A 19330-nucleotide genomic window follows, 5' to 3' on the forward strand; every position below is an offset into this window, starting at 1 on the left:
AACAAGCCCGGGCATGACGGCGGTGATTACCGCACCAAGATATTTCGGAACTGCCAGGGATCGCTGGTGTCGATATCTTCCGGGAACAGTCCGGGCCGGTCCGTCAGCGGCGTCCAGTCGGTGTAGAAACCCTTCACCGGGCCGAGATAGGGCAGCTGGATTTCCAGCAGGCGATCGAAATCCATCTCGTCGGCTTCGACGATACCTTCCCTGGGGTTCTCCAGCGCCCACACCATGCCGCCGAGCACGGCGGAGGTCACCTGCAGGCCGGTGGCGTTCTGATAGGGCGCGAGCTTGCGGGTCTCCTCGATGGAGAGCTGCGAGCCGTACCAATAGGCATTGTTGTCGTGGCCGAACAGCAGCACGCCGAGTTCGTCGATACCGTCGACGATCTCGTTCTCGTCGAGGATGTGGTGCTTCTCCTGCATCTTCGCGGCGCGGCCGAACATTTCGTGCAGCGACAGCACGGCATCGTCTGCCGGATGGTAGGCATAGTGGCAAGTCGGCCGGTAGACCGCATTGCCCGAGGCGTCGCGCACGGTGAAGTAATCGGCGATCGAGATCGACTCGTTGTGGGTGACGAGGAAGCCATATTGCGCGCCGCGGGTCGGGCACCAGGTCCGCACGCGCGTGTTGGCGCCGGGCTGCATCAGATAGATGGCAGCGCCGCAGCCGGCTTCGTGGGTCCGCGCATTCTCCGGCATCCATTTTTCGTGGGTGCCCCAGCCGAGTTCGGACGGCTGCACGCCTTCCGACAGGAAACCTTCCACGGACCAGGTGTTGACGAAGACGTCGGGCTCCTTCGGCGTCTTGGAGCGCTGGGTGTCACGTTCGGCGATGTGGATGCCCTTGATGCCGGCCTGCCGCATCAGATCCGCCCATTCGGCCTTGGTCTTGGGCTTGGGGGCGTTGAGCTTGAGGTCAGCGGCGACATTGAGCAGCGCCTGCTTGACGAAGAAGGAGACCATGCCGGGATTGGCGCCGCAGCAGGAGACGGCGGTCGTCGAGCCCGCAGGGCGCGCGCGCTTGGCGGCCAGCGTCGCTTCGCGCAGGGCGTAATTTGAGCGTGCCTCCGGGCCCTTGGAGGCATCAAAATAGAAGCCGAGCCAGGGCTCGTTGACGGTGTCGATATAAAGCGCGCCGAGCTCGTTGCAGAGCTCCATGATGTCGGTCGAGCCGGTATCGACCGACAGATTGACGCAAAAGCCCTGGCCGCCGCCTTCGGTGAGCAGCGGCGTCAGCAACTCGCGATAATTGTCCTTGGTCACGGCCTTCTGGATGAAGCGCACATTGTGCTTCTCGCAATGTGCCTTGCGGCCCTCGTCCTTGGGATCGATCACGGTGACGCGCGACTTGTCGTAATCGAGATGCCGCTCGATCAGCGGCAACGTGCCTTTGCCGATGGAGCCGAAGCCGACCATGACGATGGGACCGGTGATCTTCGCGTAGATCTGCGAGGCGGGGCTCATGGGATGGTTTCTCCGGAACGTGCTGGCGACAAAGGGTGAGGGGATCAGGCGCTGCGGCGCTTGGCGGTGGCTTCGATCTCGACCTTCATCTCGGGCTTGTAGAGCGCCGAGACGACGAGAAGCGTTGCGGCCGGGCGAATCTCGCCGAGGACTTCGCCGCAGACCGCGAAATGGGCGTCCGCGTCCTTGATGTCGGTGAGGTAGTAGGTCACGCGGACGATGTCGGCCATCTCGAATCCGCCCTCCTTCAGGGCCGCTTCGATGGTCTTGAAGCAGTTGCGTGACTGGCTGGTGACATCGGCCGGCATGCTCATGGTCGCGTAGTCATAGCCCGTCGTTCCCGCGACGAAGGCGAAGTCGCCGTCGATCACGGCGCGGCTGTAGCCGGCGGTCTTCTCGAACGGGGAGCCGGTGGAGATCAGGCGACGGGACATGGGTTTAGGTCTCAACTGAACGGGTGTTTCGCGGGTTAAAGGGCGTTTCCGGGGCTCGCGCAACCCCAAAGGAATAGAGCTTAGCGCAGGCGCGGCTGGCCGTGGCCGCTCAATGTGGCTTCGGCCGTCGCCATCATGGCAATCCCTTAGGCCGCGTGCGCCTGGAGGGCGCGAACTCCCCTCCGTTTGGGCAGGGCCGCGCCGGTCGGGACGATCATCCCGTTGGCGCCATCCAGCGCACCGGTCTGGAATTCGATCGCCAGCAACCGGTCTCGTTCGAACGGGCCGGGCAGCATCAATGCGCCGGTCCTCTCTGGCGAGAAGCCGAAGCGGGCATAATAAGCCGCATCGCCGAGCAGGATCACGGCTTCATGCCCGCGCGCCCGGGCGGCGGCCAGCGCTTGTTGCATCAGCGCGGCGCCGATCCCGAGCTCGCGGCAGGCAGGATCCACCGCCAGTGGTCCGAGGACCAGAGCGGGCCTGCCTCCGGCGCTGACGTGCCACAGCCGCACGGTTCCCACGACGTTGCCCTCGCGCACCGCCGACAGGGCAAGCCCCGCGGCAGGTGCGCGTCCATCGCGCAGGCGTTGGCAGGTGCGGCCGTGGCGGGTCTCGCCAAAGCAGGCATCGAGCAGCGCTTCACGCACAGCGACGTCGGCAGCACGCTCCGCGCGGATCACGAACGGAGTGGCTTTCGAGGTGAGGGCGATCTGTGGCTTCCGAAAAGCAGTCATGGCGCGTCAATCCCCGCTTGAATCCGTGCGCCAACGGCACGCGGGCTCAAGCGTCGTCAGAATGGCAATGTAAGGGGAGGAGCCGGCAAGCCGGCTCCCGGGTTCGTCAGGCCTCAGAGAAAGAGGCGGATCAGATGTGGTAGGTCCTCAGCGGCGGGATGCCGTTGAACGCCACCGCCGAGTAGGTCGACGTATAGGCCCCGGTGCCTTCGATCAGCACCTTGTCGCCGATCTCAAGCGTGACGGGGAGCGGATACGGGCTCTTCTCGTACAGCACGTCGGCGCTGTCGCAGGTCGGACCTGCGAGCACGCACGGCGTCATGTCCGCGCCGTCGTGACGGGTGCGGATGGCGTAGCGGATCGACTCGTCCATCGTCTCGGCGAGACCGCCGAACTTGCCGATGTCGAGATACACCCACCGCACCTCGTCCTCGTCGCTCTTCTTCGAGATGAGCACGACCTCGGATTCGATAATGCCGGCGTTGCCCACCATGCCGCGGCCCGGCTCGATGATGGTCTCCGGAATCTGGTTGCCGAAGTGCTTGCGCAGCGCGCGGAAGATCGATCGGCCGTAGGTCACAACCGGCGGCACGTCCTTCAGATACTTGGTCGGGAAGCCGCCGCCCATGTTGACCATGGTCAGGTTGATGCCGCGCTCGGCGCAGTCGCGGAACACCTGCGAGGCCATCGCCAGCGCACGGTCCCACGCCTTCACCTTGCGCTGCTGCGAGCCGACATGGAAGGAGATGCCGCACGGCTCCAGACCCAGGCGCTTGGCAGCGTCGAGCACCTCGACGGCCATTTCCGGGTCGCAGCCGAACTTGCGCGACAGCGGCCACTCGGCGCCGGCGCAGTCATAGAGGATACGGCAGAACACCTTCGCGCCGGGAGCGGCACGGGCGATCTTCTCGATTTCGGCGGTGCAATCGACAGCGAACAGGCGAATGCCGAGCGCGAAGGCGCGCGCGATGTCGCGCTCCTTCTTGATCGTGTTGCCGAAGGAGATGCGGTCGGGCGTCGCACCCGCGGCCAGCGCCATCTCGATCTCGGCGACCGTCGCGGTGTCGAAGCAGGAGCCCATGGACGCGAGCAGCGACAGCACTTCCGGCGCCGGGTTCGCCTTGACGGCATAGAACACACGGCTGTCGGGCAGCGCCTTGGCGAAGGTCTGGTAATTGTCGCGCACGACTTCGAGGTCGACCACGAGGCAAGGCTCGGTGTCCTGGCCCTCGCTGCGGCGGTTGCGCAGGAATTCCTGAATACGTTCGGTCATAGCACTCTCCCAAACGGCCCAGCGACGGGGATCCGTTCAAAAAATGTCGTCGGATAAGCGCCCCGGCCAGATCGCGCGATGGAGGCGCGACGAGCCAAAGACTCAAATCAGACTGTGCTGCCGTGGATTGGTTGGGAATTTCCCGCCCGCACACCTGGCAATGAAGGACAAGCCTTTTCAGTAGCCCGCGCCGGCGTTGGAATGCCGGTAGAGACCAAAAAAGCCCGATCCGTCGTTGCTTTAAGTCGCGTCCCCCGTTGAGAGCGGGGTGCGCCGGTTCGCCTCCGGCTGCCAGTCACGGTTGCAAAAAGTGAAGTCACCTTCGACAAGGCATCTCTTGAGAGAGATGCTGGACGCTCCGGGTTTGCTTCGTCTTCCGACCTTCATGTCTTGCGACTTTCGGTCTTTGACTTCCGCACTTCCGAAGAGCCCCTCGGCTTCTTCACCCCTTGGCGGCTGTCCGGCCTCTTGTCCGGATACCTACCGACTGACACACGACCACAGGCACGTGCGAAATTGGGCAAGAGCGCACATAAGCGTTTTGACTCTGCTTCGCAAGAATTTTTTTAGGCTGAGAACAGAATTGCCTAACATCTGCTTGCGCAGTGTTGCGCGAGCGACGCGGAAGATGAACGAGCGTTAAGTTTTTGAGCCGAGTAGCGCGCGTCACTCGAGCGAGCAACGTCAGCCGCGCTTCGTGAAGGGCTCGATGCGCTGAGCTGTGCGGATGAACGCGGTCATCACGAGCACGCCGAGCGCGAACAGCACGGCCTGCAGGATGTGCGTGCCCTGATCGCCGAGCCCGAACAGGATCGCGAGCGCCCAGCCGCCGGCGAACGCCGCGCCGAACACCTCGGCGCCGATCAGGATGGCGGCGCTGATGACGGTGATGACGCTTGGCCAGGCAATCTGACGGGAAGAGGAGGAAGGCGCGTTCATGAGCTCAGGGGTCCGGGGTCTGTCGAGGGCCGCAATCTCCTCGAAAAGGCGGCCGGGAGCAAGGGCAAATGGCCCAAAAAAGCCCCATCGCGTGCTATAGCTGGCCGCAACAATTGAGCCATGAAATTGGGACTTGTGATGTCAGAACCCCGCCAAATTACGGACTCCGAGACCAACCCGCTGCTGAAGGCCTGGGTGACGCCGTTTGCGACCCCGCCCTTCGACGAGATCGAGCCGGAGCACTTCCTGCCGGCCTTCGAGCAGGCCTTTGCCGACCATTCCGCCGAGATCGCGGCGATCACCAGCGATCCGGCGGCGGTCGACTTCGCCAACACCATCACGGCGCTGGAGCGCTCGGGCAAGCTGCTGAGCAAGGTGGCGTCCGTGTTCTACGACCTCGTGTCGGCGCATTCCAACCCGGCCATCCTGGAGATCGACAAGGAGGTCTCGCTGCGGATGGCAAGGCACTGGAATCCGATCATGATGAACGCCGTGCTGTTCGGCCGCATCGCCCAGCTGCACGAGAACCGCGCCAAGCTGGATCTTTCTCCAGAGCAGCTTCGCCTGCTGGAGCGCACCTATACCCGTTTCCACCGCGCCGGAGCCGGCCTCTCCGATGAGGCCAAGACGCGGATGGCCGAGATCAACGAGAGGCTCGCCCAGCTCGGCACCAGCTTCAGCCATCATCTGCTCGGCGACGAGCAGGACTGGGTCATGGAGCTGGGGGAGGCCGACCGCCAGGGCCTGCCGGAGAGCTTCGTCGCCAGCGCCAAGGCTGCGGCAGAAGAGCGCGGCATGGAAGGCAAGGCCATCGTCACGCTGTCGCGCTCCTCGGTCGAACAGTTCCTGAAGAGCTCCGCCCGGCGTGATCTGCGCGAGAAGGCCTATAAGGCTTTCACCGCGCGGGGCGACAACGGCAATGCCAACGACAACAATGGAACCATCGTCGAGGTCCTGAAGCTGCGCGAAGAGAGCGCCAAGCTGCTGGGCTATCCGACCTTCGCCGCTTACAGGCTGGAGGACTCCATGGCCAAGACGCCGGACGCGGTGCGGAGCCTCTTGGAACGGGTCTGGAAGCCGGCGCGGGCGCGGGCGCTTGCCGACCGCGACGACATGCAGGCGCTGATTGCGGAAGAGGGCGGCAATTTCAAGCTTGCCCCCTGGGACTGGCGCTTCTACGCCGAAAAGCTGCGCCTTCAGCGCGCCAATTTCGACGATTCCGCGATCAAGCCGTATCTTTCGCTCGACAACATGATCGCCGCCGCCTTCGACTGCGCCACGCGCCTGTTCGGCGTCACCTTCGATGAGCGCAAGGACGTTCCGGTCTGGCATCCCGACGTCCGGGTCTGGGAGATGAAGGGGCCGGACGGCAAGCACAAGGCGCTGTTCTACGGCGACTACTTCGCTCGGCCGTCGAAGCGCTCCGGCGCCTGGATGACCTCGCTGCGCGACCAGCAAAAGCTCGACGGCGAGGTCGCGCCGCTGGTTCTCAACATCTGCAATTTCGCCAAGGGCGCCGGCGGCGAGCCTTCGCTGCTGTCGCCCGACGATGCCCGCACCCTGTTCCACGAGTTCGGCCACGGCCTGCACGGCATGCTCTCCAACGTGACCTATCCGTCGCTGTCGGGCACCTCCGTGTTCACCGATTTCGTCGAGCTGCCGTCGCAGCTCTACGAGCACTGGCAGGAGCGGCCCGAGGTGCTGCAGAAATTCGCCCGTCATTACCAGACAGGCGAGCCGCTGCCCGACGAGTTGCTGCAACGCTTCCTGGCCGCGCGAAAATTCAACCAGGGCTTTGCCACGGTCGAGTTCGTCTCCTCGGCGCTGGTCGATCTCGAATTCCACACCCAGCCGGCCGCCGCCGCGCAGGATGTCCGCGCCTTCGAGAGACGCGAGCTGGAGAAGATCGGCATGCCCGAGGAGATCGCGCTGCGTCACCGTCCGACCCAGTTCGGCCACATCTTCACCGGCGATCATTATGCCGCCGGCTATTACAGCTACATGTGGTCGGAGGTGATGGACGCCGACGCCTTCGGCGCGTTCGAGGAGGCCGGCGACATCTTCGATCCCGCCGTCGCCAAGCGTCTGCATGACGACATCTATTCGAGTGGCGGATCGCTCGATCCGGAAGCCGCCTATGAGGCTTTCCGCGGTCGTCCTCCGGAACCCGACGCGCTGCTCCGCCGCCGCGGCCTGCTCGACGACGCGAAGGCCGCCTGATGGGCGTGCGCGCCCTGTTCGGCTTGCTGCTCGCTGCCGGCCTGTCACTCGCGGCGGGCGCGGCGCACGCCCATCCGCATGTCTGGATCACCGCGACCAGCGAGCTGCTCTACGCCGGCGACGGCTCGATCACCGGCGTCCGTCACGCCTGGAAGTTCGACGACATGTTCTCGGCCTATGCGGTGCAGGGGCTCGAGAGCAAGACCAAGGGCGCCTATACGCGCGAGGAGCTCGGGCCGCTGGCGCAGACCAATGTCGAGTCGCTGAAGGAATACGCCTACTTCACCTTTGCGCGAGCCGACGGCAAGAAGGAGCGTTTTAACGAGCCGGTCGACTACTTCCTCGACTACAAGGACACGGTGCTGACCCTGCACTTCACGCTGCCGCTGAAGAACCCGGTCAAGCCCAAGCAGCTGGTGCTCGAAGTGTTCGACCGCTCCTACTTCATCGACTTCCAGATGGCCAAGGACAATCCGGTCAAGCTGGTGGGCGCGCCCGCGGGCTGCCAGATGAAGCTGGACCGGCCCAGCGACGGCTCCGCCATGGCCCAGAAGCTCAATGAGCAGACGTTCCTGAACGGCGAAAACAGCAATTTCGGCATGATGTTCGCCAACAAGATCACGGTGGATTGCCCTTGAAGCCAAAGCTCTCCCCGCTTGCCCGCGGGCTTGTTGCCTGCGCCGCGCTTGTCGCCGTGCTGGTGGTGGCCGATGCCGCGCTTCACGATGTCCTCGCGCAAAATCCGTTCGGCGCGCCGAAGCCGGCGCAAGCCGCTGAACCCGAGGCCAGCGGGATCATCGGCTGGCTGCTGGCAAAGCAGTCGGAATTCTATCGCCAGATGTCGTCGACCATCCGCGCCGCAAAGTCCGACGGCTCGGCGGTGTGGACGCTGCTCTTCATCTCATTTGCGTACGGCATTTTCCACGCCGCCGGCCCTGGCCACGGCAAGGCGGTGATCGCTTCCTACCTCGTCGCCAACCGTGAGACCGCGCGGCGCGGCATCGCACTGTCGTTCGCCTCGGCGCTGATGCAGTCGCTGGTGGCGATCCTGATCGTCGGCATTTCGGCCTGGGTGCTGAATGCGACCGCGAAAACCATGTGCAAGGCGGAAGGCGCGATCGAGATCGCGAGCTATGGCCTGATTGCGCTGTTCGGCCTGCGGCTGGTGTGGGTCAAGGGCCGCACGTTCATCAGGGCGCTGCAAGCGGTCCAGCCGGTGCCGGCGCTCGCCGGCGTGCCGCACGACCATGATCACGGTCATCACCATCATCATGATGCCCACGATCATCACGATCACGGACATCGCCACGATCATGATCATGATCATGCCCACGCCCAGGCCCATCACGGGCATGACCACGTCCATGACGAACATTGCGGCCATTCCCATGGCCCCACGCCGAGCGAGCTCGCCGGCCCCGGCGGCTGGCGGCGCGGGTTCGCCGCGATCCTCACCGTCGGCATCCGCCCCTGCTCGGGCGCGATCCTGGTGCTGGTGTTCGCGCTGGCCCAGGGACTGTTCTGGGCCGGCATCGCCGCGACCTTCCTGATGGGGATCGGCACTGCGATCACGGTCGCGGCCATCGCGGTCGTCGCCGTCTCCGCCAAGGACATTGCCACCCGCCTCAGCGCCGGGCGCGACGGCGGCGGTGCGCTGTTCATGCGCGGCATCGAATTCGCGGCCGCGGGCGTCGTGCTGCTGTTCGGCACAGGTCTCTTGTTGGGTTACATCGCGGCCGAACGGACCACGTGTTTCTAGGCACACTCGTGCCCCGGACGCAGCGCAGCGTCCCTTCGACGATGCGCTGCAGAGCCGGGGCCCATCTCTCCGGACGGTGGCCTGTAGCTTTCTGGGGCCCGACTCTGCGGAGCAGCGCAGGCGCGCTGCACCGAGACCGGGACGCGGGGCTCACACCGGCAAGAACCGCTTCAGCGCCGGCATGAAGAAGATCCCGAGATTGATCGCAAAGCCGATGGTCCAGAGGATCGAGCGCAGCGTCGGGCGGTTGCCGAGATAGGTCAGCACATAGGCGAGGCGCACGATGAGGAAAAGTGCCGCGAGCTCGTCGATCAGCCGCTGCGGTGAGTCCCGGTATTCGGCGAGAAGTACCGCGAAGGCGAAGAACGGGAAGGTCTCGATGCCGTTCTGGTGTGCGCCGAGCGCGCGCTGCGAGAGCGCGTCATCGTAGAAGGCGGGGTCGCGCGGCCGGGAATTGTCGAAGCGCCGAAACCTGATCCATTTGATCGCGGCGATCGTAGACAGATAGAGCAGCAGCGCTCCGAAGACGCACCATTCCGCGAGTGTCATCTTTTCTCCCCCCGCCCGGGGTGCGACCCTAACGAAACCGGCCTCATCTTGACAAGTTCAGACCAACGCGCGACCCACAGAGCCATGACCAGTGTCGTTCCCAGCGAGGCCGCGAGACCGGCCGCCGAATCCGTCCTGCCGCGCGCTGGCGTGCTCCTGATCAATCTCGGAACGCCCGACACGGCCGATGCGCCGGGCGTGCGGGTCTATCTCAAGGAGTTCCTCTCGGACGCCCGCGTCATCGAGGACCAGGGCCTGATCTGGAAAGCCGTGCTGAACGGGATCATCCTGCGCAGCCGTCCCCGCGCCAAGGCGCTCGACTACCAGAAGATCTGGAACACCGAGAAGAACGAGTCGCCGCTGAAGACCATTACGCGGTCGCAGAGCGACAAGCTGGCCGCCGCCCTGTCGGACCGCGCTCACGTCGTGGTGGACTGGGCGATGCGCTACGGCAATCCCTCGATCAAATCCGGCATCGACGCGTTGATCGCGAAAGGCTGCGAGCGCATCCTGGCGGTCCCGCTCTATCCGCAATATTCCGCCTCGACCTCGGCGACGGTCTGCGACGAAGTGTTCCGGGTGCTCGCCCGTTTGCGTAACCAGCCGACGCTGCGGGTGACGCCGCCTTATTACGAGGACGCGGCCTATATCGAGGCGCTTGCGGTCTCGATCGAAACCCATCTGGCGACGCTGTCCTTCAAGCCGGAGCTGATCGTGGCGTCGTTCCACGGCATGCCGAAATCCTATGTCGAGAAGGGCGATCCCTATCAGAGCCACTGCATCGCCACCACGGCGGCGCTGCGTCGCCGGCTCGGTATGGACGAGACGAAGCTACTGCTGACCTTCCAGTCGCGCTTCGGCAATGCCGAGTGGCTCCAGCCCTACACCGACAAGACCATGGAGCGGCTCGCGAAGGAGGGCGTGCGCCGCCTCGCCGTGGTGACGCCAGGCTTTTCCTCCGACTGCCTGGAGACGCTGGAGGAGATCGCGCAGGAGAACGCCGAGATCTTCAAGCACAACGGCGGTGAGGAGTTTTCCGCAATCCCCTGCCTCAACGACAGCGACCCCGGCATGGACGTGATCCGCACCCTCGTGCTGCGCGAGCTCCAGGGCTGGATTTGATGGGCGTCCCATGAATCGCCGTGAGTGTCTGGCGCTTCTTGGGATGATCGCGGCGCTGCCGGTCCCGGTCCTGGCGCAGCCGCCGAGCACTGCACGCCGGCTCGGCGTGCTCTCCGTCATCGCCTCCGATGACGTGATCGGCCAGGCCCGTCTGGCCGAGGCGCTCGCCGGCCTCGGCTGGAAAAAGCGCGACAACCTCGAGATCGACTGGCGCAGCGGTGGCGGCGACCGCGCCCGCATCGCGCGGCTCGCCGACGAGCTGATCGCGCTCAGGCCCGACGTCCTGCTCGCGCTCGGCACGCCCTCGGTCGAGGAGCTGCGCCGGCGCAGCACGACGATCCCGATCGTGTTCGCCGTCGTCACCGATCCCGTCAGCCAGGGCTTTGTCGACAACCTCGCGCATCCCGGCGGCAACGTCACAGGTTTCACAGATTACGACGGCCCGCTGGCCGGCAAATGGCTGGAGATGCTGACGCAGGTCACCCCGAAACCGTCCCGCGTTGTCGTCGTCTACAATCCCGCCACGGCGCCGTTCGCGCCCCTGATGCTGCGCACCATCGAGGACGCGGCGCGGACGCTCCATGTGACGGTCGAGCCCGCGCCGGTACATGACGCGGCTTCCATCTCCGCGCTGGCTTCGCGGAGGGACGGCGGCTTTTTGATCCTGCCGGACTTCTTCACCATGGCCAATCGCGGCCAGCTTCTGGCGGCGATCGCGCAGGCGCGCGCGCCGGCGGTGTTCTGGAGCCGCACCTTCGTCGATGAGGGCGGGCTGATGTCCTACAGCACCGACAGCGCCGAGCAGCTCCGCCGTGCCGCGGATTATATCGATCGCATTCTGAAGGGGGCGCGGCCAGCCGACCTGCCCGTGCAGAACCCCACCAAGTTCGAGCTCACGGTCAATCTCAAGACGGCCAGGGAGTCCGGCGTGACAGTTCACCCGGGCCTCATCGCCCTCGCGAATGACGTGATCGAATGAAGTCGTCCAAACAGCCGTTTCGGATTCGTTAAGTTCCGCCGCTAGGCTTGCGCCTGCACGCTTTCAAGGGTCTCTCGCAAATACATATCGGGGCCATTCCCTGCCTGGACGACTTGTGCAGAATTGAGCCGATACCGACGTGAATTGCGACCGCTGAACCGGTAGGGTTGCGATACCGACCAACATACGGCGCGGGAAAGGTCGTTTTTCCTGCCTTGGAGGAAATATGAGCGGTTTCGACATTTTCGCGATTGTTCTGGTGTTGCTCGTCATCGTCACGCTGGTCGCCGGCGTGAAGACGGTGCCGCAGGGCTATGACTGGACCATCGAGCGGTTCGGCAAATACACGCAGACGCTGAGCCCCGGGCTCAATCTGATCGTGCCCTATTTCGATCGCGTCGGACGCAAGATCAACATGATGGAGCAGGTGATCGACATCCCGGAGCAGGAGGTCATCACCAAGGACAACGCCACCGTGACGGTGGACGGCGTTGCTTTCTACCAGGTGTTCGATGCCGCCAAAGCGAGCTACGAGGTCTCCAACCTGACCCAGGCCGTCACCGTCCTGACCATGACGAACATCCGTTCCGTGATGGGCTCGATGGATCTCGACCAGGTGCTGTCGCACCGCGACGAGATCAACGAGCGCCTGCTGCGCGTGGTCGATGCCGCGGTCTCACCCTGGGGCCTGAAAGTCAACCGCATCGAGATCAAGGACATTGTGCCGCCGGCCGACCTCGTCGAAGCCATGGGCCGGCAGATGAAGGCCGAACGCGTCAAGCGCGCCGACATTCTCGCCGCCGAAGGCCAGCGCCAGTCCGAGATCCTGCGCGCCGAGGGCGCCAAGCAGGGCCAGATCCTCCAGGCCGAAGGCCGCAAGGAAGCCGCGTTCCGCGATGCCGAAGCCCGCGAGCGGTCTGCCGAGGCCGAGGCCAAGGCGACCCAGATGGTCAGCGAAGCGATTTCCAAGGGCGACGTGGCTGCGCTGAATTACTTCATCGCCGACAAATACATCAAGGCGTTCGGGCAGCTGGCCGACTCGCCGAACCAGAAGGTCATCATGCTTCCGGTCGAGGCGATGAGCATGCTGGGCTCGCTCGCCGGCATCGGCGAGATCGCCAAGGCAACGTTCGGCGAAAGCGCGGCTTCCGCTGCTGCCGCCGCGCGCCGTCCGAGCTCAGTGCCGTCAGGCGGCACGCCGCCGGCGGTGCCGCCGCGGCAGGGATAGTCACCGGCGCATGCCCCTTCGACAGGGGCATGCACCATGATAGAAGGTCGTGTCATGACCGACATGTTCGTATCGCTGGGCACCTGGAACTGGCTGATCTTCGGCTTCATCCTGATGGCGCTGGAGGTGCTGGCGCCGGGTATCTTCCTGTTCTGGCTGGGACTTGCCGCGCTGCTCGTCGGCCTGATCTCGTTCACGGTCGCCCTGTCGTGGCAGATCCAGCTCGTGATGTTCGCACTGTTCGCCGCTGCCGCCGTGCCGGTGTGGCGCCGTCTCGCCCGGCCGAAGCCGGATGCGAGCGCCAGTCCGTTCCTCAACAAGCGCGCCGATGCGCTGCTCGGGCGCGAGTTCACGCTGGAGAAGCCGATCGTCGACGGCAGCGGCACCATGCGCATCGGCGACACGGTGTGGCGCGTCGCGGGCCCCGATACGCCGGCGGGAACGCGGGTGAAGGTGGTGCAGGTGGATGGTGCGAACCTGACCGTGGGCGCGGCGTAGCTTCTTCGCCTCGCCCCGACGCTCTCAGCGCGAGCGGCGCTCGTCGCGGCCCCGCAAGCGGGGCGAGGGAGAAGGCTTCCACCTCTCCGCGAACCGGTGCAGCGGTATGACCATCCCGCACAACTCCCGCCCGAGCGCAGTCAGCCCATAGCCTCCGCCATCGCCCAGCTCCACGAACCCCGCCTCGCGCAACTCCGTCAGTCGCGCCTGCAGCACCGTCGGTGAGGCCTCGTCGCAAGCGGTGCGTAATGCGCGGGAGGTGAGGGGCTCGCCGCGCAATTCCCACAATATTCGCAGGCTCCAGCGCCGGCCGAGCAGGTCCAGCAGCGCCATGACCGGCCGCCCGCTGTGCGAGCCGCGGACGCTTCCTGATGCCGCCTGCTTTCCCATTGTCTCCCCCTTGCGTCGTGCTACAGATAGTGTAGCGTTCTGCTACAATAAAAGTAGCAAAGGAGGCGGCCAATGTCCCAATCCACGCCGCGCATCGCCCCGCTCACCCCGCCTTATCCCCCGGATATCCAGGCGCAGTTCGACCGTATCATGCGCGGCGCGCCGCCGCTGCTGCTGTTCCGGGTGATGGCAGGCCACAGCCGCGCCTGGGACAAGTTTCGAGCCGGCGGCCTGCTCGATCCCGGCCCGCTCTCCCTGCGCCAGCGCGAGATCGTCATCGACCGCACCTGCGCGCTGAATCAATGCGAGTATGAATGGGGCGTGCATGTCGCGATCTTTGCCGGGCCGGCGAAGCTCACCGAAGACGAGGTGCGTGCCACAGTGCAGGGCGATGCCGCGTCGTCATGTTGGTCACCGGGCGAGCAGGCGCTGATCGCAGCGGTCGATGCGCTGCATTACCGCGCAACGTTGAGCGATGAAGAGTTTGCCGCGCTGTCGGCGCATTACGACGAGGCGCAGATTTTGGAGATCATGGTGCTGTGCGGCTTCTATCGCACGGTGTCGTATCTGGCGAACGGGCTGAAGCTGCCGCTGGAGGAAATGGCAGCGCGGTTTCCGGCCCCGCTCTAACGGCGGAGAGCGTACGCACACTCTCCGTCATTCCGGGGCGCGCCACTTGGCGCAAGCTATGATGCGCAATTGCGCATCTGAGAACCCATCGAGAGACAAACTCTGTGGCCCGATGGATCCCGGGCTCATCGCTTCGCGATGCCCCGGGATGACAGATCAGGCCACGCCCGCGCGCAGCAGATCGTGCAGATGCACGATGCCCACCACCTTGCCGGCCTCGGTCACGACCAGCGTCGTGATCTTGCGTGTGTTCAGCACCTCGATCATCTCGGTGGCGAGCATCGAGGGCGGCACCGTTTTCGGCCGCTTCGTCATGATGTCGTCGACCGACGCCGTCAACAGGTCGGGACGCATGTGGCGGCGCAAATCGCCGTCGGTGATGATGCCCGCGACCTCGTTCGCTGCGTTGACGATGCAGACGCAGCCGAGGCCCTTGGCCGACATCTCGACCACGGCGTCCGACATCTTGGTGCCCAGGGGCTTGACCGGGATCTCGGCACCCGTGCGCATGTAGTCGCGGACGAATTTCAGCATCGCGCCGAGCTTGCCGCCGGGGTGGAAATGCGCGAACTCCAGCGCGGTGAAGCCGCGGCCTTCGAGCAACGCGATCGCGAGGGCATCGCCGATCGCGGCCTGCATCAGCGTCGAGGTGGTCGGCGCCAGATTGTGCGGGCAGGCCTCGCGCGCCTTCGGCAGCTCGATCACGAGGTCGGCGGCCTGTCCCAGCGATGAGGCCGCATTCGACGTCACCGCGATCATGGGAATCGCAAAGCGCGCCGAGTAGTTCACGAGGTTCTTCATCTCCGGCTGCTCGCCGGACCAGGACAGCGCCATGATGACGTCGTCGGTGGTGATCATGCCGAGGTCGCCGTGGCCGGCCTCGGCGGCGTGCACGAAGAACGCCGGCGTGCCGGTCGAGGCCAGCGTCGCAGCGATCTTGCGCCCCATATGGCCCGACTTGCCGAGCCCGGTGACGATGACGCGGCCCTTGGCGTTGCGGATCAGATCGACGGCTTTCGCAAATGTCGCGCCGAGCGGGCCGCGCAGGGCGGCTGCGAGCGCGTTGATGCCGCCGCTCTCCGTCTCCAGCGTGCGGAGCGCGGATTCGACGCTGTCGGGGATGGGGCCGGATGATGCGGTCATCAGCGGTTTCGAACTCGGCATGTTCTGGTCCAGGGAGGAGGGGGCGTTCGCCCGGTCGGCGCCTCCTTAGCACGCCGCGGCTCTGGAGGCGACGAGCGCGCCGACACCCTCAACCGGTCATTAACCATAATTGTTTAACTCCATTAACGGTGGTTCCCGCCTCCCGGTGGAGACCATCGTGGAAGTGTTTGATTTCGTTGGAGTTATTCCATCGTGGGGTCGTCTCCAGGCATTGGCCGGAGCAAACGCGCGCAGTTTCTGCGCGCGGCTTTGCCGTGCCTTGTGCCGGGTCTTGCGCTGACCGCCCTGGGAAGCACGCCCGCGGCCGCCCAGAGCCTCACGCCCGACCTGTTCAATCCCAACCGCGGCGGCTTCGCCTCGCCTGACACGCTGCCGACGCGCCGCACGGCGGGCGTGCCGCAGGCGCCGTCGGATGCGTTGCCGGCGCTGCCCGATCCCAATGCCGATCCGCGCAAGGCCCGCGAGAAGCCGGCGACCTCGCGCATCGGTCAGGTCCCGACTTACGGCCTGCCTGCCGCCACCGGCGCGAGCAGCTCCGGCTACGATTCGCTCAACCGCAAGCGGCAGCAACCCAAGCTCTATCCGGGCCAGCCGAAGCCGAAGCGCGCTGCCGGTCCCGGCTCGCCGGTGCCGACCACGGCGCCGCCGCCGTCGACGCTCGGCCTGCCGAAGATTGCGCCGCCGCCATCCGCCTCCGCCAACAAGGCGCCGGTGCCGGCAGCGATGGCGGGCACCGTGCCCGGCCAGCCGCTGCGCCGCCGCCTCAAGGCTGATGACGACGCGTTTGGCGCCGTCGGCGACTACGCTGGCAGTTTCCTGATCAAGGGTGGGCTCGAGCTCTCCACCGGCTACGACACCAATCCCACGCGTCTGAACAAGCCGGTCGGCTCCCCGGTCTATGTCGTCGCGCCCGATCTCCTCGTGGTCTCGGACTGGGAGCGCCACGCGCTGGTGGCTGACCTGCGCGGCTCGTTCTCCGGCTACACCCAAAACATGCCGGCGACGATCGACGGCTTTGCCTCGCCTTCGCCGGTCGAAGCCGACCGCCCCGACTTCACCGGCCATGTCGATGGCCGGCTCGATGTCAGCCGCGATCTCAAGCTGACCTCGCAGCTGCGCTTGCGGCTCGCCACTGACAATCCCGGCAGCCCCAACGTGCAGGCCGGCCTGCAGAGATATCCTGTCTACGCTGCCTACGGCACCACTGTCGGCTTCGACCAGACCTTCAATCGCTTCCAGGTCGCCGCCGGCGGCACCGTCGATCGCACCGCCTACACGGACTCCAAGCTCACCGACGGCTCGACCTTCGGCAATCGCGATCGCGACTTCAACCAGTATGGCGGCATCGGGCGCTTCTCCTACGACCTCAAGCCGGGCCTGAAGCCGTTCGTCGAGATCCAGGGTGACACCCGCGTTCACGACCAGGCCGCCGATCGCAACGGCTATTTCCGCGATTCGAACGGCGGCTACGCCAAGGTCGGCACGTCCTTTGAATTCTCGCGCATCCTCATCGGCGAAATCTCGGTCGGCTATTCCGCGCGCAACTATACTGACCCGCGCCTCAGCCAGCTCGCGGGCTTCCTGACCTCGGGCTCGCTGATCTGGAATGCGAGCGGCCTCACCACGGTGAAATTCTTCACCGACACGCAGATCGCCGAGACCACGATCCCAGGCTCCTCCGGCGTCCTGGTGCGCACCTACGCCGCCGAAGTCGATCACGACTTCCGCCGCTGGCTCACCGCTGTCGGCAAGTTCACCTACGGTACCTACGACTACCAGGGCCAGAATCGCAACGACAAGACCTACTCGCTCGAAGGCAATCTGATCTACAAGCTCAACCGCAACATCTGGATCAAGGGCACGCTGCGCCACGACATCCTGGATTCGAACCAGCCGGGATCGAGCTCGCAGGGCACGGTGATGTTGGTGGGGGTGAGGCTGCAGAATTGAGGCCGCCATCCGCTTAGCTAGCGACGGCTTGGCCCTCTAGCAGTCACGATCATGACCGGCTTCTCGTCTGAAATGACATCAAGGCAGGTCCACCCAGTGACAAACCGATAATGGCGGGCGTTACTGTGAACGAGCTTGAGCGCTTCGGATTGTGATTTCCAGAACCGTGAATCTTCAACCAGATACGCGAAGTGCTCGGCGACCAGCCCCTCGGACGGTGTGTTCAAATTCTCCGTGCTAAGCGGCATTTCATCGAGAATTCGAACAACATGCGTTCTGTCAAACTGAACCGTGAGAGCCCGCGATGCATCACCTGGGATGGCAAAGTCGGCACTTACTCCTTGGTCTTCCCAAGTCAAAGTGATGAGGTCGCTCAGGCTTGTCTTGAATGCGACCGGCTGGGCGAGGGCAAGGTATCTGGACATTTGCTCGCCCATTGAGAAAGCGGTAGGCGCTGGCCGCCTACGCTCGTAACTTCGCTGAAGATCGTAGCGTAGAAAATCCCCCGCGCCGTAAATTGCCTCAGCGCGGCAGGTCCGTCTTCCCCATCAGGAACGTATCGATCGACCGTGCGCACAGCCGTCCTTCGCGGATCGCCCAGACCACCAGCGACTGGCCGCGACGCATGTCGCCCGCGCTGAACACGTTCGGACGCGAGGTCTGGTAGTCCAGCGTGTTGGCCTTGACGTTGCCGCGGGGGTCGAGCTCGACCGCGAGCTGCTTGAGCAGGCCCTCGTGCACGGGATGCACGAAGCCCATCGCGAGCAGGACGAGATCGGCATCGAGCTCGAACTCGGTGCCGGCGATCGGCTTGAACTTGTCGTCGACGTGGACGCAGTGCAGCTTCTTGACCTTGCCGTTCTCACCGGAAAACTTCTGCGTCAGCACGGCGAATTCGCGCACCGCGCCTTCGGCCTGGCTGGAGGATGTCCGCATCTTCAACGGCCAGTTCGGCCAGGTCAGGCCCTTGTTCTCGCGCTCGGGCGGGGCGGGCATGATCTCGAGCTGGGTCACCGACAGCGCGCCCTGGCGCAGCGAGGTGCCGATGCAGTCGGAGCCGGTGTCGCCGCCGCCGATGACGACGACGTGCTTGCCGCCGGCCAGGATCTCCTGGACGCCGTTCAGGGGCTCGCTGGAGACGCGGCGATTCTGCTGCGGCAGGAAGTCCATAGCGTAGTGGATGCCCTGCAACTCGCGACCGGGGATCGGCAGGTCGCGCGGGGCTTCCGCGCCGCCGGTCAGCGCCACCGCGTCGTACTCGTTGAGCATCTCGCGCGGATCGACATTGCCCTCGGTGCCGACATGGCTGTTGTAGTGGAAGGTGACGCCTTCGCCTTCCATCTGCGCCACACGGCGGTCGATGACGCCCTTTTCCATCTTGAAGTCGGGGATGCCGTAGCGCAGCAGGCCACCGGCCTTGGCGTATTTCTCGAACAGGTGCACGTCGTGGCCGGCGCGCGCGAGTTGCTGCGCGCAGGCCATGCCGGCCGGGCCCGAGCCGATCACGGCGACCTTCTTGCCGGTCTTGTGGGCGGCGATCTCGGGCTTCAGCCAGCCATTGTCCCAGGCGCGGTCGACGATCGCGCATTCGATGGTCTTGATGGTGACGGGGTTGTCGTCGATGTTGAGCGTGCAGGACGCCTCGCACGGCGCCGGACAGATACGTCCCGTGAACTCCGGGAAGTTGTTGGTCGAGTGCAGATTGCGCGAGGCTTCTTCCCAATTGCCCTGGTAGACGAGGTCGTTCCAGTCGGGGATCTGGTTGTTGACCGGGCAGCCGGGCGTGCCTGGCGCGACCGAGCCGGTGCCGTGGCAATAGGGAATGCCGCAATTCATGCAGCGCGCGGCCTGATCGCGCGTTTCCTTTTCGGTCAAGGGAACGACGAACTCGTTGTAATGCTTCACGCGCTCGGCGACCGGGGTGTACTTGCGGTCATGCCGTTCGATTTCGAGAAAACCCGTGATCTTGCCCATTAAACCCGAAGTCCCTGC

Annotated in this window: 19 protein-coding genes; 9 read left to right on the top strand and 10 right to left on the bottom strand. The window is 65.0% G+C overall.

What is annotated here, in order from left to right:
* Positions 1-26 precede the first annotated feature (26 nt).
* From CIT39_RS04555 to CIT39_RS04575, 5 genes are all read right to left on the bottom strand, one after another.
* Positions 27-1469: a homospermidine synthase gene (locus CIT39_RS04555; RefSeq protein WP_094973207.1), complete on the bottom strand. Its 1443-nt coding sequence runs from the start codon at positions 1467-1469 to the stop codon at positions 27-29.
* 44 nt (positions 1470-1513) lie between these two features.
* On the bottom strand, positions 1514-1903 hold the full coding sequence (locus CIT39_RS04560; RefSeq protein ID WP_094973206.1) for a RidA family protein: 390 nt from the start codon (positions 1901-1903) through the stop codon (positions 1514-1516).
* Positions 1904-2049: 146 nt separating this feature from the next.
* Positions 2050-2637 (bottom strand): GNAT family N-acetyltransferase, encoded by a 588-nt coding sequence (locus CIT39_RS04565; RefSeq protein WP_094973205.1) that lies wholly within the window; start codon positions 2635-2637, stop codon positions 2050-2052.
* Between the two features lie 130 nt (positions 2638-2767).
* Positions 2768-3910 (bottom strand): type III PLP-dependent enzyme, encoded by a 1143-nt coding sequence (locus tag CIT39_RS04570; RefSeq protein WP_094895989.1) that lies wholly within the window; start codon positions 3908-3910, stop codon positions 2768-2770.
* A 684-nt stretch (positions 3911-4594) separates the two neighbouring features.
* Positions 4595-4849 carry a hypothetical protein gene (locus CIT39_RS04575; RefSeq protein ID WP_094973204.1) on the bottom strand — a complete coding sequence of 85 codons (255 nt, stop codon included), beginning with the start codon at positions 4847-4849 and terminating at the stop codon, positions 4595-4597.
* A gap of 138 nt (positions 4850-4987) precedes the next feature.
* On the opposite strand from CIT39_RS04575, the gene CIT39_RS04580 reads away from it, so the two are divergent.
* From CIT39_RS04580 to CIT39_RS04590, 3 genes are read left to right on the top strand one after another with little or no spacing between them, the layout of a single operon-like run.
* Positions 4988-7069, top strand: coding sequence for a M3 family metallopeptidase (locus CIT39_RS04580; RefSeq protein ID WP_094973203.1), 2082 nt, complete (start codon positions 4988-4990; stop codon positions 7067-7069).
* Entirely contained in the window at positions 7069-7707 is a 639-nt protein-coding gene (locus CIT39_RS04585) for a DUF1007 family protein (RefSeq protein WP_094973202.1), read from the top strand. Before CIT39_RS04580 ends, CIT39_RS04585 begins: the two co-directional genes overlap by 1 nt.
* Positions 7704-8828 carry a nickel/cobalt transporter gene (locus tag CIT39_RS04590; RefSeq protein ID WP_181955137.1) on the top strand — a complete coding sequence of 375 codons (1125 nt, stop codon included), beginning with the start codon at positions 7704-7706 and terminating at the stop codon, positions 8826-8828. The genes CIT39_RS04585 and CIT39_RS04590 overlap by 4 nt, the downstream gene beginning before the upstream one ends.
* Before the next feature lie 150 nt (positions 8829-8978).
* Here the strand turns inward: CIT39_RS04590 and CIT39_RS04595 are convergent, their stop codons facing one another.
* On the bottom strand, positions 8979-9377 hold the full coding sequence (locus tag CIT39_RS04595; RefSeq protein ID WP_094973200.1) for an MAPEG family protein: 399 nt from the start codon (positions 9375-9377) through the stop codon (positions 8979-8981).
* 84 nt (positions 9378-9461) lie between these two features.
* On the opposite strand from CIT39_RS04595, the gene hemH reads away from it, so the two are divergent.
* From hemH to CIT39_RS04615, 4 genes are all read left to right on the top strand, one after another.
* Entirely contained in the window at positions 9462-10499 is a 1038-nt protein-coding gene (hemH, locus tag CIT39_RS04600) for a ferrochelatase (protein ID WP_094973199.1), read from the top strand.
* A 10-nt stretch (positions 10500-10509) separates the two neighbouring features.
* On the top strand, positions 10510-11478 hold the full coding sequence (locus CIT39_RS04605) for an ABC transporter substrate-binding protein (protein ID WP_094973198.1): 969 nt from the start codon (positions 10510-10512) through the stop codon (positions 11476-11478).
* Between the two features lie 226 nt (positions 11479-11704).
* On the top strand, positions 11705-12706 hold the full coding sequence (locus CIT39_RS04610; RefSeq protein WP_094973197.1) for an SPFH domain-containing protein: 1002 nt from the start codon (positions 11705-11707) through the stop codon (positions 12704-12706).
* 54 nt (positions 12707-12760) lie between these two features.
* The gene (locus CIT39_RS04615) at positions 12761-13204 is read left to right on the top strand and encodes an NfeD family protein (protein ID WP_094973196.1); all 444 of its coding nucleotides are present in this window, start codon (positions 12761-12763) and stop codon (positions 13202-13204) included.
* A gap of 24 nt (positions 13205-13228) precedes the next feature.
* Here the strand turns inward: CIT39_RS04615 and CIT39_RS04620 are convergent, their stop codons facing one another.
* Positions 13229-13594, bottom strand: coding sequence for a winged helix-turn-helix transcriptional regulator (locus tag CIT39_RS04620; RefSeq protein WP_094973195.1), 366 nt, complete (start codon positions 13592-13594; stop codon positions 13229-13231).
* A gap of 72 nt (positions 13595-13666) precedes the next feature.
* Here CIT39_RS04620 and CIT39_RS04625 point away from each other — a divergent pair, with 72 nt between their 5' ends.
* Positions 13667-14224 (top strand): carboxymuconolactone decarboxylase family protein, encoded by a 558-nt coding sequence (locus CIT39_RS04625; RefSeq protein ID WP_094973194.1) that lies wholly within the window; start codon positions 13667-13669, stop codon positions 14222-14224.
* A 156-nt stretch (positions 14225-14380) separates the two neighbouring features.
* On the opposite strand, the gene CIT39_RS04630 is transcribed toward CIT39_RS04625, so the two are convergent.
* Positions 14381-15388 (bottom strand): KpsF/GutQ family sugar-phosphate isomerase, encoded by a 1008-nt coding sequence (locus CIT39_RS04630; protein ID WP_162308343.1) that lies wholly within the window; start codon positions 15386-15388, stop codon positions 14381-14383.
* 192 nt (positions 15389-15580) lie between these two features.
* Between CIT39_RS04630 and CIT39_RS04635 the strand changes: the two genes are divergently transcribed.
* Positions 15581-17338 (top strand): outer membrane beta-barrel protein, encoded by a 1758-nt coding sequence (locus CIT39_RS04635; protein WP_094973193.1) that lies wholly within the window; start codon positions 15581-15583, stop codon positions 17336-17338.
* Between the two features lie 17 nt (positions 17339-17355).
* On the opposite strand, the gene CIT39_RS04640 is transcribed toward CIT39_RS04635, so the two are convergent.
* Positions 17356-17763, bottom strand: coding sequence for a hypothetical protein (locus CIT39_RS04640; protein WP_244607516.1), 408 nt, complete (start codon positions 17761-17763; stop codon positions 17356-17358).
* Positions 17764-17860: 97 nt separating this feature from the next.
* Entirely contained in the window at positions 17861-19312 is a 1452-nt protein-coding gene (locus CIT39_RS04645) for a glutamate synthase subunit beta (RefSeq protein WP_094973192.1), read from the bottom strand.
* Positions 19313-19330: the final 18 nt, after the last annotated feature.

It is taken from the genome of Bradyrhizobium symbiodeficiens, assembly GCF_002266465.3.
Classification (GTDB): Bacteria; Pseudomonadota; Alphaproteobacteria; order Rhizobiales; family Xanthobacteraceae; genus Bradyrhizobium; species Bradyrhizobium symbiodeficiens.

Bases quoted from the DNA above. Each gene is read 5' to 3' on its own strand.
- CIT39_RS04570 (WP_094895989.1), bottom strand. From the start codon at position 3,910: ATGACCGAACGTATTCAGGAATTCCTGCGCAACCGCCGCAGCGAGGGC.
- CIT39_RS04605 (WP_094973198.1), top strand. From the start codon at position 10,510: ATGAATCGCCGTGAGTGTCTGGCGCTTCTTGGGATGATCGCGGCGCTG.
- CIT39_RS04630 (WP_162308343.1), bottom strand. From the start codon at position 15,388: ATGCCGAGTTCGAAACCGCTGATGACCGCATCATCCGGCCCCATCCCC.
- CIT39_RS04565 (WP_094973205.1), bottom strand. From the start codon at position 2,637: ATGACTGCTTTTCGGAAGCCACAGATCGCCCTCACCTCGAAAGCCACT.
- CIT39_RS04555 (WP_094973207.1), bottom strand. From the start codon at position 1,469: ATGAGCCCCGCCTCGCAGATCTACGCGAAGATCACCGGTCCCATCGTC.
- CIT39_RS04615 (WP_094973196.1), top strand. From the start codon at position 12,761: ATGACCGACATGTTCGTATCGCTGGGCACCTGGAACTGGCTGATCTTC.
- CIT39_RS04560 (WP_094973206.1), bottom strand. From the start codon at position 1,903: ATGTCCCGTCGCCTGATCTCCACCGGCTCCCCGTTCGAGAAGACCGCC.
- CIT39_RS04575 (WP_094973204.1), bottom strand. From the start codon at position 4,849: ATGAACGCGCCTTCCTCCTCTTCCCGTCAGATTGCCTGGCCAAGCGTC.
- CIT39_RS04645 (WP_094973192.1), bottom strand. From the start codon at position 19,312: ATGGGCAAGATCACGGGTTTTCTCGAAATCGAACGGCATGACCGCAAG.
- CIT39_RS04625 (WP_094973194.1), top strand. From the start codon at position 13,667: ATGTCCCAATCCACGCCGCGCATCGCCCCGCTCACCCCGCCTTATCCC.
- CIT39_RS04595 (WP_094973200.1), bottom strand. From the start codon at position 9,377: ATGACACTCGCGGAATGGTGCGTCTTCGGAGCGCTGCTGCTCTATCTG.
- CIT39_RS04620 (WP_094973195.1), bottom strand. From the start codon at position 13,594: ATGGGAAAGCAGGCGGCATCAGGAAGCGTCCGCGGCTCGCACAGCGGG.
- CIT39_RS04610 (WP_094973197.1), top strand. From the start codon at position 11,705: ATGAGCGGTTTCGACATTTTCGCGATTGTTCTGGTGTTGCTCGTCATC.
- hemH (WP_094973199.1), top strand. From the start codon at position 9,462: ATGACCAGTGTCGTTCCCAGCGAGGCCGCGAGACCGGCCGCCGAATCC.
- CIT39_RS04580 (WP_094973203.1), top strand. From the start codon at position 4,988: ATGTCAGAACCCCGCCAAATTACGGACTCCGAGACCAACCCGCTGCTG.
- CIT39_RS04585 (WP_094973202.1), top strand. From the start codon at position 7,069: ATGGGCGTGCGCGCCCTGTTCGGCTTGCTGCTCGCTGCCGGCCTGTCA.
- CIT39_RS04640 (WP_244607516.1), bottom strand. From the start codon at position 17,763: ATGTCCAGATACCTTGCCCTCGCCCAGCCGGTCGCATTCAAGACAAGC.